11 protein-coding genes are annotated in these 12,962 nt (G+C 58.9%); 9 read left to right on the top strand and 2 right to left on the bottom strand.

From position 1 onward, the window contains the following. The first annotated feature begins 869 nt into the window (after nt 1-869). The 4 genes from JJE66_RS26525 to JJE66_RS26510 all read left to right on the top strand — a co-directional run bounded on the left by JJE66_RS26525 (nt 870) and on the right by JJE66_RS26510 (nt 4,523). Nucleotides 870-1,706 carry a sulfite exporter TauE/SafE family protein gene (locus tag JJE66_RS26525; RefSeq protein ID WP_200517402.1) on the top strand — a complete coding sequence of 279 codons (837 nt, stop codon included), beginning with the start codon at nt 870-872 and terminating at the stop codon, nt 1,704-1,706. A gap of 17 nt (nt 1,707-1,723) precedes the next feature. After that, nucleotides 1,724-1,903, top strand: a complete 180-nt coding sequence (locus JJE66_RS26520; RefSeq protein ID WP_200517401.1) for a hypothetical protein — start codon at nt 1,724-1,726, stop codon at nt 1,901-1,903. Between the two features lie 38 nt (nt 1,904-1,941). After that, a complete protein-coding gene (locus tag JJE66_RS26515; protein ID WP_200517400.1) occupies nt 1,942-3,057 on the top strand; it encodes a helix-turn-helix transcriptional regulator in 1,116 nt (371 codons plus the stop codon). A 563-nt stretch (nt 3,058-3,620) separates the two neighbouring features. Further along, entirely contained in the window at nt 3,621-4,523 is a 903-nt protein-coding gene (locus tag JJE66_RS26510) for a heme-binding protein (protein ID WP_200517399.1), read from the top strand. A gap of 272 nt (nt 4,524-4,795) precedes the next feature. Here the strand turns inward: JJE66_RS26510 and JJE66_RS26505 are convergent, their stop codons facing one another. Next, entirely contained in the window at nt 4,796-6,232 is a 1,437-nt protein-coding gene (locus JJE66_RS26505; protein WP_200517398.1) for an IS1182 family transposase, read from the bottom strand. Between the two features lie 228 nt (nt 6,233-6,460). On the opposite strand from JJE66_RS26505, the gene JJE66_RS26500 reads away from it, so the two are divergent. The 5 genes from JJE66_RS26500 to JJE66_RS26485 all read left to right on the top strand — a co-directional run bounded on the left by JJE66_RS26500 (nt 6,461) and on the right by JJE66_RS26485 (nt 11,611). Then, entirely contained in the window at nt 6,461-7,900 is a 1,440-nt protein-coding gene (locus JJE66_RS26500) for an IS1182 family transposase (RefSeq protein ID WP_200518785.1), read from the top strand. Between the two features lie 265 nt (nt 7,901-8,165). Beyond that, complete coding sequence (locus tag JJE66_RS26495) at nt 8,166-8,756, top strand: adenylate/guanylate cyclase domain-containing protein (protein ID WP_200517397.1); 591 nt, start codon at nt 8,166-8,168, stop codon at nt 8,754-8,756. A 31-nt stretch (nt 8,757-8,787) separates the two neighbouring features. Next, nucleotides 8,788-9,525, top strand: coding sequence for an alpha/beta fold hydrolase (locus JJE66_RS26490; protein ID WP_311979957.1), 738 nt, complete (start codon nt 8,788-8,790; stop codon nt 9,523-9,525). Beyond that, nucleotides 9,515-9,796 carry a glutathione binding-like protein gene (locus JJE66_RS38205; protein ID WP_246756534.1) on the top strand — a complete coding sequence of 94 codons (282 nt, stop codon included), beginning with the start codon at nt 9,515-9,517 and terminating at the stop codon, nt 9,794-9,796. Before JJE66_RS26490 ends, JJE66_RS38205 begins: the two co-directional genes overlap by 11 nt. 258 nt (nt 9,797-10,054) lie before the next feature. Beyond that, nucleotides 10,055-11,611 carry an ISL3 family transposase gene (locus tag JJE66_RS26485; RefSeq protein WP_200517396.1) on the top strand — a complete coding sequence of 519 codons (1,557 nt, stop codon included), beginning with the start codon at nt 10,055-10,057 and terminating at the stop codon, nt 11,609-11,611. A gap of 117 nt (nt 11,612-11,728) precedes the next feature. On the opposite strand, the gene JJE66_RS26480 is transcribed toward JJE66_RS26485, so the two are convergent. After that, nucleotides 11,729-12,814 carry a hypothetical protein gene (locus tag JJE66_RS26480; protein WP_200517395.1) on the bottom strand — a complete coding sequence of 362 codons (1,086 nt, stop codon included), beginning with the start codon at nt 12,812-12,814 and terminating at the stop codon, nt 11,729-11,731. Nucleotides 12,815-12,962 lie beyond the last annotated feature (148 nt).

Here is a 12,962-nt window from a genome sequence, read left to right as displayed (position 1 = left end):
GCGAAGGATTTGGAGGCACCGGCGGTTAGACGATGTGTGCTTTACTCAAACTACACCGTTGCCGGCGTCGAGCTACGCGCATTATTATTTTTGGTCGGACGAAGGTGATCAAGTCTGCCAGACTGCGGTTTCGAAACCTGCGGTATGAACGCCTGAACAACAAGGAGCGCAATTGAGCCGATGCCGCACGAAAGGCGCGTCGCGTTCCTCAAGTAAACGACCGTCGTCCTGCGATGGCGACGCGCCAAATTTGCGTTCAACTCTGTAGTTTTCGATCAACTCGCCCCAATCGGGCCATGGCTGCGAAAAAATGAGTTCGCGCCCTACTTCGCGACGAATTGCACTCGCAGGCGGCCTTTGTGATAGCCATCGGCAGGCGGCTTACCTGCCAAAGTCCCAATCGCAACGGCGAGAGCGATTGTCGTTGCCAGAAGGCGGATGACACATGGGCGATGCACGAAGAGTCTCGGCCTCGAGGTTGAACCCAGACGATAATCTTCCTTTCAACCTGCGACGAAACTATGACAGGACTTGCGTCGAATAAGCGTGGTTGCATTTCAGATGAATACAATTAGTTGGGTTTCAGCCTATTTGCGCGCCTGACCGCGCATGCTTTCTGAGCAGAAGACCCGTCGTCAGAGCGATCGGCATTCGTGAGCACCGCATTTTCAACGCTGTTCCGTTATTCGTCACCCGGTTGGGTGACGTCTTGTCGCGATCCAAAGGTTAGCCTGCTATTCGACGAGAATTTCAAATGACTCGCTTGTGGTGATTTCGTTCACACGCATACTTCGGCATAGCGCGTAAAATGCCATTCGCGCCTGCAGCTGGATTTGAGGGTTGGAAGTATTGCCGTAACGGAGGTTTTTATGCAGCCAACGGATCAAAAGGCAGCTTCCGCGTTCTCCATTCTTCGCGCACTTCCGACAGTTCCGACGACCTGCTTGCTCCTTTTCGCACTAGCGATTGTTGTTCCGTTTAGCGGCACTGCGACGGGGACTGCTTCCTGGATCGTCTTGTTCTCCGCTTTGCTCTCGAGCATCGCAGGTTTTGCGTTCTCCCCAATAGCAGGCGCATTTCTCTTCCGCACTTTAAGCGAGCCGCTTGCCGTCGTGAAGATTCTGTTGGTCGCGTCAATCGCTCAGCAGCTGTATTGCGTGTGGCGTCTGCGTGAAACAATTCGCCTGCGCGAGTGCGCTCCTTATCTCGTCGGAAGTGTGACAACCTTGCCGATCGGCCTTTATCTCCTCTGCGACACTTCCGCGTCGATCTTCCTGCCGCTCCTTGGGGCGCTCCTGATCACCTACGGGATCTTCTCGGCGCTCAAGCCGGACCTGCGCGCCGGGAGAAATCCCGTGTGGGGACGAGTCCTGTCGGGAGCATTGGGAGGCATCACCGGCGGCCTTGCCGCATTTCCCGCCGCGTTCGTTACAATGTGGTGCCTTATCCAAGGGTTCGACAAGCACCAAACGCGTTCAATCGTCCAGCCGTTCATCCTCATCAACCAGCTCTTGTCCATTTCGGTACTGATGGCAGTGAGGCCTACGCAGATTGTACCGTTCGATGCTCTTCGCTATGCGGCACCGGCCGTGTTGGGCGCATATTTCGGACTGATGATCTTCAATCGCGTGGATACGTCGACATTCAATCGCATCGTAGGGCTGTTTCTGATCGCCGCTGGGCTTGGATTTGTCAGGCCCCTATAGGGCTGGTGGAGTATTTCATGCAGAAGTTCTCATCCGATCTCGCTGCTTCAGACCGTCGCGTCGTACGCAAGTGGCGGCTGGTGGTCGTCGGCTTCTATGGATCTCTGCTGGCCATGGTGCTGATATTCGCTCTCATGTCGAGCCGGGATGTCCAGATTGCGCGCACTGGTCCGCTGTTCGAAGCTCAGGCGAAGTGATAGCACATAGTGTAAAGCGACATCCAAAGATCGCACACATGGACCGTATCCTCGACTTGATCTATGACGCTGCAGGGGAGCACGAGCTGTGGCCGGCCGTTCTCACAGCGATCGCCGATCTTACCCAGAGCGAGGGTGGAATCCTTTTCGGGCAGTCTTTAGCGGCGGAGCAGGTCTACTTCGATTTCAATGGCCGTTTAAATCAAGAGTGCAGTCGTATCTACCAGGAACGACATATGCAGAATCCCTGGTCGCTGGCGATGGAGCAGCAGCCCGTTGGACACCTTGTCCTATCAGACGAGGTCGTTGCTTTAGGCGATCTTAAGAAGTCCGGCTTCTACGATGATGTCCTGCAACCGCAGGGCATCGGCCACAACGCAATGATTGCCCTCGCTGCGAGGGATGACTTCCGTGTGGCCTTCAATATCTGCCGGAGCAAAAGCCGTGGCGAATTTGAGACCACGGAACGGAAGTTGTTGGAGGCGTTGGCACCACACTTGCGGCGATCGGTGACCTTGGGTTTTAAGCTGACGGGGTATCGTGCCCTTCGCAACGCTGCATTTGATGTGATCGATAAACTATCAGACGGCGTCGTTGTGATGGGACTTCACGGACGGGTGTTGTTTGCCAATCGAGCGGCATGTTCTCTGGAAGCCGAGGGCACGTTGAAGCTCAAGCCTTCGATCGCAACGTGGTCTCCAGCACACTCGAGACGGCTCGCAAGCCTCGTCAGATCGGCATTGGCGGGAGGGGCCGGCGGTACAGCAAGTGTGCCCTCAAGCGACCGGACGCGACTTATCACGGTGGTGGTCGTGGGTTTGCGGAGCCGGGAAGTGAGCAGCCTCAGCTGGGTGCATATTTCCGATGGTGCATGTGCCGCTTTCATAATCGACCCGCTACAGAGAGACACGGTAGGCGCACAGCAGTTGATGGATGCGTATGGATTGACAAAGGCGGAAGCGCGCGTGGCGGTCACGGCGTGTTCTGGCCGGACTACGGCAGAGGCCGGACTTGCTCTGGGTCTTTCCCCGAACACCGTAAAAACCCACCTTAGGCGTGTCTTCGCTAAGACCGACACCGGTGGGCATGCGGGACTGGCAGCTCTCCTGGCGACGCTCGGTGTTGTGAAGGCGGCCGGCAAAGAGACGACCTGAGGCTGGTGGTTTACTCGACCGAGACGATGAAAGGATGGCGCAACGCCGGGGCGTATGCAGGAAAGAGTTTCAGAGGTGCCAAGCCCCGTGATCTGCCTATCGTGCAGGCGAGCGAAGGTCTTTTCGTGATCAATCAAAGAACGGCAAGATCGCTTGGCATCGTCGTGCCTCCGGCTCTTCTGGCTCTCTCCGATGAGGCCGTTGAGTAGAATTGAGATGTCAGCTAGTGGCCCCCAAGCAGACGTCGTGAGGAATCCCAATGAACCTCTCCGCCCACACCGATACCTAACCATTGGGATCCCGGAGTAATTGGTCACCGTCACTGTCACGAAGGTGTCGTTACTGTCACGAAGTTGTCGCTCGCTGATGATCTCATTTTTCTTCAAGAGCGGCCAGGGTTGGTAGTCTCAGGATCCTTCTGCTGTCGTTGATTGCGGTTACCGATTCGGTTTTTGTTTCCACGGGACCCTGAAGATTGCAGGGCGTCTCTCGGAGTTCGCGCAGGCAGGATGGGGGCCGCGCCTCCCTCATTCACCACCCCATCGCACCAGAGGAGCAGCACAATGAACGTCAAACGGCGAATTCTTTCGTGTTCGATCAGCGCTCTCGTTACCATGGTGACTGTTCCGGCCTTTGCGGATTGCTCCGCTCTGCCGGATTTTTCGCAACTTCGTTCGGCGCTCGTCGGCGCCATCACACCCGCCAATGCGGGCCTCGGCTTCCATATGTGGGGAACGTTGGTGGCCAATGACGGCACCGTCTGCGCGGTCGCGTTCTCGGGCAGCCAAGGCACCTCGCAATGGCTGGGCAGCCGCGTGATTTCCGCGCAGAAGGCAAACACCGCGAACGACTTCAGTCTGGGTCACAACGCGACGCCTCCCGGCAGTCTGTTTCCGACCGGCCTTGCCTTGTCGACCGCTAACCTTTTCACCGCGGTGCAGCCGGGTGGCAGCCTCTACGGACTGCAGCACAGCAATCCGGTCGATACGGAAGTTGCCTACGGCAACCGTCCGCCGTTTTCTGGCAACGGGATCAGCACGGCAAACTTCAACCCCGGCCCGTCCAGCGGTTCGTCGTTCGGTACGCCGAACGATCCAATGGTTGGCCACCGCGTCGGCGGCGTGAACGTGTTCGGCGGCGGCCTCGCGCTCTACCGTAACGGAGCCAAGGTCGGCGGCGTCGGCGTCAGTGGGGATACGTCCTGTACCGATCACATGGTAGCATGGCGGGTCCGAAGTGCTCTCGGCCTAGATCAATTGCAGGGTGTCAAGGGCGTGACCACGGATCCGGCCCATCCCGACAACATCATCTTCGACATCACACCGAACGCAGACGGAACCGGCGGTACGGGCCAAGCGCCCAACGGACAAGGCGGCGTCGGCCATAGCGCTAGCGGCTTCGGCCATCCGAAGTGCCTGAACAATCCTTCGGACGCTGCCGTGGCCGGTCTTCCGCCCGTGAAGTGAGAGGCGCCGTCGCGTGGGAAGCACTTACTGTTTCCCACGCGCGAGGCGGCGTGATTTGTAACGCTTCTGACGCGCTCCGTCTTGATCGAGTGCTATTTGCAATGCGCACTGGGGTCCGGTTGTGGCCCAGGCCGTGTGAAAGTCCCGCACCTTGGGGCGCTCCGGCGCATTTCGCGGCCGCCGCGCTTCTAATTCGGTGGAACCGATCTCCTGTCATCTCAGTGGCGACCAGGAGCTGTATGCAGGCGCTGATTTGGTCGCACAGGCCGGCCTCACGCCTGCATCGCCTCCAGCAATCCGCCGACGCCCACGATCATCATCACGCGCTTCATATTGTAGGCGAGCACGTTGAGCGCCATCTCGGTGGCCACCTTTGGCAGATTTTTCGTGAGAAAGTGCGTTGCTCCCATCCAACACTTCATCGTGCCGAACGGATGCTCCACTGTCTGACGGCGGACACCCATTGCGTTGGGGTTGTGGTCGAGCCGATCCTGAACTTTTTCCAAAACAACCTCATGCTCCCAGCGTGAGATGCGGCGCTCGGGGCCGGTCGTGCACTGAGCTTTTAGCGCGCAGGTCTTGCAGGTGCTTGTCCAATAGCGGCGCAGTGTCTTTCCGTCCTCTACGTTCGCATAGTGATAAGTTAGCCGCTCGCCGGCGGGACAGCGATAAACATCGTCGGCGGCGACATAGACGAAGTCCTGTTTGCCGAAGCGGCCAGCAGCTTTGGCGCCCGAAGTCATCGGCTTCGGCAACGTCACCGTAATGTCGGCTTCCTCGCAGGCCCTGATCTCCTCTCCATCGTAATAGCCGCGATCTGCCACGACTTCGAGCGTCTCGACAGCCATCTCATCGCGAGCCTGCCTGGCCATGTTGGCGAGTTGGTGGCGGTCGGTACCCACGTTGGTCACCTCGTGAGCCACAATGAGATGATGCTGCGTATCAACTGCAATCTGCACGTTATAGCCAACGATCCCGGTGTCCTTGCCGCTTGTCGCCATCGAGCGCGCGTCAGGATCGGTTAGCGAGATTTGCTTGTCCTCGCTCTTCATCATCTCCGCATTGATCGCATTAAGACGGACGATCTCCTCCTTCAGCTTCTCGATTTTACCCTTCAACCGCTCAACCTTCGCCTCTGGCACTGCATCGCCGTGCCGATCGGCGGTCTCGAGCTGCGAGAGATAGCGGGCGATGCTCTCGTCGATCCGCTCGAGGCGCCGCTTCATCTTCGCCTCGGTGAAGTTCTTGTCCCGCGCATTGACAGCCTTGAACTTCGATCCATCGATGGCGACGCTCGCTGCAGCAAGCAGCTCAAGCTTGCGGCACAGCGCGACGAACTCGCGGCAGACCTCACGAATGGCCTTGCCATTGTCCTTGCGAAAATCCGCGATGGTCTTGAAGTCCGGCGCCAGCTGCCTGGTCAGCCAGATCATCCCGATATTGCGCTGGCATTCCCGCTCCAGACGTCGGCTCGACGGCACGCGATTGAGGTAGCCGTAGATGTAGAGCTTGAGCATCATGCCTGGATGGTAGCCGGGTCGACCGGTGTCGAGCGGCTGGACACCGACAAATCCGAGCTTGTCGAGATCGAGACAGTCGACAAACACGTCGACCGCTCGCACCGGGTTGTCCTCGGTCACATAGTCGTCGAGCGATGCCGGAAACAGTGTGCTCTGCCCGCGATCCAAGCCTTCAACAAAGCGCTTCATCAGATACCCCGCAAAATCACCGGGGATCCTAGCGAGCGAATCACAGCAAACAGAGCCTTTTCACACAGCCTGGGCCCTCAGCTGACCTAGGCTCAAAACGTCCCGACGTCTGCTTCCGGGAGGTGAGCCGACCAAAGCCGTGTCGGCGAGCAAAGGCAGCCTTTGACCCTGGCTGTGTGAAAACGCTGTGCTGCTATGATTCCCGCACTGATTCGGCGGGGGCTGGGCATGAGGCGCTTCGTTCAAGGGGCTGACCGCGGGCAATCGACTTTGTTGCCGGAATGCCTGGATGATTGGGTCGCGGACGACAATCCGGTTCGCGTGATCGACGCCTTCGTTGCGGGCCTCGATCTGGCTGAACTTGGGTTCGGCGGCGTTGAGCCTGCCGGCCCAGGTAGGCCGTCGTATCATCCGGCCGCGCTCTTAAGGCTCTACATTTACGGGTATCTCAACCGTGTGCATTCGAGCCGCCGGCTCGAGTGTGAAGCTGGCCGCAACGTCGAAGTGATGTGGCTGCTCGCCCGGCTTGCGCCCGATCACAAAACGATTGCCGATTTCCGCAAGGACAATGGTCCCGGCATCAAAAAAGTCTGCGCGCGCTTCGTCGAGGTGTGCCGCAAGATGGGATTGCTCGCGACAGCCAGCGTCGCCATCGACGGCAGCAAATTCAAAGCCGTCAACAATCGCGATAAGAACTTCACGCGCGGCAAGGTCGAGCGGCGGCGCACGCAATTGGAGGAGAGTGTTGCGCGCTATCTCGCTCAGCTCGATACCGCCGACCGGCAGGAGCCTTCGGAAGCGCTGGAATTGAAAAAGACGCGGATCAAAGAACGGCTCGAAAATCTAACGGTTGAAATGGCGAAACTCGCAGCCATTGAACAACAGGTCCTGGCGTCGCCAGATCAGCAGATATCGTTCACCGATCCCGACAGCCGTTCGATGGCCACGAGCGGCCGTGGTTCCGGTGTCGTCGGCTACAACGTGCAGACGGCGGTCGATACAGAAAACCATCTGATCGTCGCGCACGAGGTGACAACAAGCGGGTCAGACCGGTCGCAACTTGCAAACATAGCCCAGCAAGCCAAGGCCGTTCTTCAGGCCGACACGCTCGATGTTGTCGCCGATCGCGGCTACTTCAAGGGCGAAGAAATCCTGGCGTGCGAGCAATCTGGCATCACGGTGACGTTGCCAAAGCCGATGACATCGGGTGCGAAGGCTTCGGGGCGCTTCGGCAAACAGGACTTTGCCTATCTGCCGGACGAGGATGTTTATCGCTGCCCGGCCGGTGAGAAACTCAAATATTACTATACCAACGAGGAAGACGGCCAGAAGCTGCGCAACTATTGGACGAACGCCTGCAAAACCTGTCCGCTCAAATCGAAGTGCACGCCGAGCCCGCAACGCCGTATCAAGCGATGGGTACACGAGGACGTTCTCGAACGCGCGCAGGCGCGGCTCGACAAGAATCCAAGCGCCATGCGCACACGCCGCGAGACCGTCGAGCATCCATTCGGCACACTGAAGATGCGCATGGGCGCGATGCACTTCTTGTGCGTGACGCTGCCGAAAGTTGCGACCGAGATGGCGTTGTGCGTGCTCGGCTACAATCTGACACGCGTGCTGAACATCGTCGGGATGAAACCGCTGCTGGCGGCGGTGAGGGCGTGATACGGGCGCCGGCGCGCACCGTTACGGTTCATGGGGCGCGAAAGGATCCCGACGTCGCGCCAGGATGAGTTCTGGTCGAGTGGCCGTAAAATCTGCCCAAATTGATCGGACTGCGGTAGCTGAGTTCGACCGCGCCGGCCGGCCGTCATGCAACAGCGTTTTTACACGACCAAGACCCGAAGCGGACTTGCACACCAGCCCGCGTCAGCCTTGTCGCGGCCACTGATTGCGGGCAGACTAGCCGTGGCATGAGAGGGCAAATGTCATGCAGCGCCGGCTTGCAGCCATTTTAGCAGCAGATGTGGTCGGCTACAGCCGGCTGATGGGCGTCGACGAGATGGGGACCCTCAAATCCCTCAAATCGCACCGCCGCGAACTGGTCGACTGCGGCATTTCCGAGCATCGCGGCCGCATCGTGAAGACCACCGGCGACGGGATGCTGGTGGAATTTGCGAGCGTCGTGGATGCGGTCGCCTGCGCAGTCAAGATCCAGCGCAGCATGGTCGGGCGCAACGCGGGCATCGCTGTGGAACGGCAGATCGTGTTCCGAATCGGGATCAACGTCGGCGACATTATCATCGACGGGGACGATATCTTCGGCGACGGCGTCAACATCGCAGCGCGCTTGGAAACACTCTGCGAACCCGGCGGAGTATGCATATCGAGGGCGGCGAAGGACCAGATCAGGGATAAGCTGTCGATGGCCTTCGCCGATCTGGGCGAGCAGGCCGTAAAGAATATCTCGCGCGCGGTCGGCGTGTTCGGGCTCACCGCCAAGGACATCGAGGCAATTCCGGAGGCGGCGATTCCCTCGTCTGCGGAAGACACGGTGGCGGCGTCGACCGTCAGATACTAGCAGGAAATCCACTTCTCAGACCCGCGACGGCGTGCAGCTGGCCTACGCCCGCATGGGCCGGGGGCATCCGCTGGTAAAGACCGGGCACTGGATGACCCACATTGAATTCGACTTCGAAAGTCCAATTTGGCGGCATCTCTACCAGGAACTGTCCCGCGAGCACGATTTCGTCCGTTACGACGCAAGAGGAAATGGGCTTTCGGATCGTGAGGTCCCGGACGTTACATTCGAGCGGTTCGTGGACGACCTCGAAGCGGTGGTCGACGCAGCGGGCATCGAGCGGTTCGCGCTGCTCGGCATATCGCAGGGGTGCGCGGTTTCGATCGCTTGCGCGGTCCGGCATCCGGAGCGGGCTTCGCATCTAGTTCTCTACGGAGGTTACGTCGTCGGCTGGAAGAAGCGCGCTAGTACCGAGGCGGAAAAGGCGGCCGGAGATGCGATGCTGACGCTGATGCGGCTGGGATGGGGGCAGGAAAACCCAGCCTTCAGGCAGATGTTCACGTCTCAGTTCATTCCGGACGCCAGCAAGGAGCAGGCCGACTGGTTCAACGAGTTCCAACGCATCTCGAGCTCGGCCGAAGACGCCGCACGCAATCTCCTGGCGAATGGCGAAGTGGAAATAAGTTCGCTGCTGCCGCAGGTCAAGGTGCCGACCCTCGTCATGCATTGCCGCAATGATGCGAGGGTGCCGTTCGAGTCGGGTCGCCGGCTGGCCGCGGGAATTCCCGGCGCGCGCTTCGTCCCGCTCGAGGCCCAAAATGTATTCTAGTGCTCGATACCGCAAGGAAGTCGAGCGTCTGTGTTCGGTCGCGGAGGCCCAGCTTCGCCACCAACCGTTCCTGGCCGGATCGGAGTTTACAATCGCCGATATTGCGAGTTTCGGATGGCTCGTCATCCACGAACGCATTGGCATCGACCTGAAGTCGTATCCGAGCATCGATCGCTGGCTCCTGACCGTCAAGGAGCGCCCCGCTGTGCAACGCGGCATGGCCGTTCTCAAAGAGGTCAGGCCCGATCTGCAAAAGTCGGTCACGGGTTAGCTCGCGACACGTCATCAGCCGTACACGCGTCGTTCAGGTCGTCTTCAAAGCGGCTCTCGCGGCAGATCGATGCACGCAACCTGTTATTCGGCGCACAGTTGACCCCCGATCGGCACGGAAGGTTGACCCCGGCCGACACCGCCGAATTCGTCGAACTATCTCCGGAATATTCATCACATGTGGGGTCAATGTTGGGCTCTGACTCATTTCTGATGAAGTTCGCCGGCGACTGTGATTCTCCAACGGAGAATCGGCGCCATGCGGAGAGGCTTTCGAATTTCATCGCTAGTACCGAGTGGTTTGGTGTTTGACGGCGTAAGTGATTCAGAGGATTCGGTTATTCTGGCTGTCCGGTCAGAGGCTGAGGAGGCCCAGTGCCCTTTGTGCGCGACAGCTTCGCGCCGAATCCATAGCCGTTACATCCGGCACGTGGCCGATTTGCCATCCGCGGGCAGAAGGGTACGCCTCCGATTGCTCACGCGGCGCTTTACATGTGAGGTGCCGCATTGCCGCCGGCGGATCTTCGCGGAGCGGTTCGGAGAAGACCTCGTCCCACTTCGACGGCGCCGAACGGCACGGCTGGAATACATCGTCCATCACTTGGGGTTGGCGCTCGGCGGCCGGCCGGCGGCAAGCTTCGCCAAGCGGCTCATGCTGCCTGTCAGCAACGATACCTTGCTACGGGTGGTCCGCCGGCGGACAGCGATGCCGACAGATCCATTGCTTGTTGTGGGCATCGATGACTGGGCGTTCCGGAGAAACCATCGGTACGGGACGATCGTGTGCGATTTGGAGCGTCGGCGGATCGTTACCCTGCTGCCCGACAGGGAAACTGCGACCGTTCGGGCGTGGCTATCGAAGCACCCAGCGATCAACATTGTGTCGCAAGATCGCGGTGGTGGATACGGCGAGGCAGTAGCCAAGGCGCTGCCGAACGCCATCCAAGTCGCCGACCGCTGGCATCTGATGGAAAATGCGAGCGCGGCCTTCCTTGATGCGGTGCGCCGCTCCATGAACAGAATCCGAACCGCAATCGGAGCGACGACGATCAACCCCGAATTGCTGACCTGTGCGGAAAAGCTGCGCTATCAGGGCTATCTGCGGCGCCAGGACAGTCATGCCGCAATTGCGGCTCTCGTCAGCGACGGTGTGCCACTCAAGGAGATCGTCCGCCGCACAGGACATAGTCGCAATCTGGTTCGCCAAATTAGCCGCGGCGGCGGTACGGATATGTTCCGCACCCGTCAAGGCACACTTGACGGGCATCTGCCGTTCCTGGACGCGCAGTGGTCAGGCGGCTGTCGCAACGGTGCCGAACTCTGGCGCCGTTTGAAGGGACAAGGCTTCGAGGGGTCGCTGCGCGTGGTGGCGGAATGGGCAACGCGACGGCGGCGTGCCGAGACTATCAGCCATCAACAATTGCAGAAGGTCCCCGCCACCAGGACGATAGCGCAGTTGATGACGACGAAGCGCGACCACCTAACCAATGCCGAGACCGTCACGCTTGCCGTCATCGAACAAAACGTTCCTATGCTGGCCGACGCCCAAGCTCTCGTTGGCCGCTTCCACGCGATGATCCGAAAGAAGGCCGAGATGGAGCTCGAACCCTGGATTGATGAATCCAAGCGTAGCCTCATTGCCTCGTTCGCGAATGGAATCGCCAAAGATAAGGGCGCGGTGCGCGCCGCTATTACGCAACCATGGTCCAATGGCCAAGTGGAAGCTCAAATTACCAAGCTCAAGCTGGTCAAACGGCAGATGTACGGGCGCGCCAAGCTCGATCTCCTTCAGGCTAGACTGATTGGCGCGCCATAAAGACAATCACGATCATCGAATATGCGTCAGAGCCAATGTTGGAAGCCGATGGGGGGCAAAGTTCGGCGCTTGTTTACAACTTTACGAGGATACGCTCACCCGCGAGCGCCTCCGCGACTAAGGGCCCGGCGCAGCGGGGCTCGTACCACCACCAACAACAGCACTGGGCTGCGGTGCATATTTGGCCGCGAACTCCGAGCAGAGCCTGTTTCGATACTCGACAGGCAGGGACGCCAACACTGATGCGGCCGCTACCGCCCTTGCATCCCCCTTCGACTTCACGGCGAGGTAAGCGATCATTCGATGAAGTGTGAGAAAGATCGAGAAGAAATTCCGCGTGTTAACGTAAAAACAATGATTGCTTTCCAGCTTGCCAGGCCGGTCCTGTCGATGCCGCTGGACAATTGCTGTTCCCGCATCGAAGTCGGTAACGGCAAAATTGCCATCACCAAGCGGAGTAAATAAAGGAGGATTGCTGAGAAACTTGCTTTGATCAAGTTCCTGTCCACGCATAGCCCCGATCAGCGACATCCGATCCGCCATGGAAATGTTGCGGCGAACCTGAAATCCCTTCGACAGTTCAAGCGCGCAGACAACGTAGCGCGGAAGACGAGTAGATTCCATCGCCTTTCCCTGAGCAGCCGGCGTGCACAGATCCTGCCTGACGAGCTCAGCCAGATGGGCAAGCGCGATCGATACCGCAACCGCCTTCCCCTTCAAAAGCAAGGGAGCCGGATCCTTCTGACGAAGCTTGATGCCAATGTCTAACAGGTCGTCAAACTCATCGCCTGCTGCAATGTCGATCTCGAGCAGAGAAGACCAGCCGAACGGCCAAAGCCAGATCGTAGACCGCACTTTCTTGTTCGTATTCCACACAACTTCATTCAGCGTCAAATCAAGGTTCTTGGGCCTGCAGCGCAGAGGCCACATGAGATCACAGGCATCTCCAAACGACGTTATGCTTCCGGGAATGCTGCTCGCGACCGCCTGATAGCGCGGCCAGAAGTGATTTCGGCGCAGATCAAATTCATCGTTCAGAGGAAGCAGGACAAGGTTTGCCAGTTCGATTTTGGCGCCGTTGCCGCGCATCTGACGATAGGCGGAAGAGGACCAAAGAAAGTGAACCCTTGGATCAAAATCGGCAGCAGCGAAAGGTTGCGACCAGAGGTGAACGTCAAACACACAATAGATCACGCGCGCCATTTCCAGATCCCTCACAAGCGCCGCCGCATCGCGGGTAACAACCTTCTATCGGCCAACTGCAAACCATTGTCTTCCCGCACTTTGCACGATATCCTCACAGTGCTGTACAGCTGGGCGACTGCCCAAATATGCCGCCACTGCTGACCAA

Origin of the sequence: Bradyrhizobium diazoefficiens (assembly GCF_016612535.1) — a bacterium.
Taxonomy (GTDB): Bacteria; Pseudomonadota; Alphaproteobacteria; order Rhizobiales; family Xanthobacteraceae; genus Bradyrhizobium; species Bradyrhizobium diazoefficiens_C.
The sequence above is the reverse complement of the archived record's forward strand: the minus strand, read 5'-3'. Positions and strand labels throughout refer to the sequence as shown.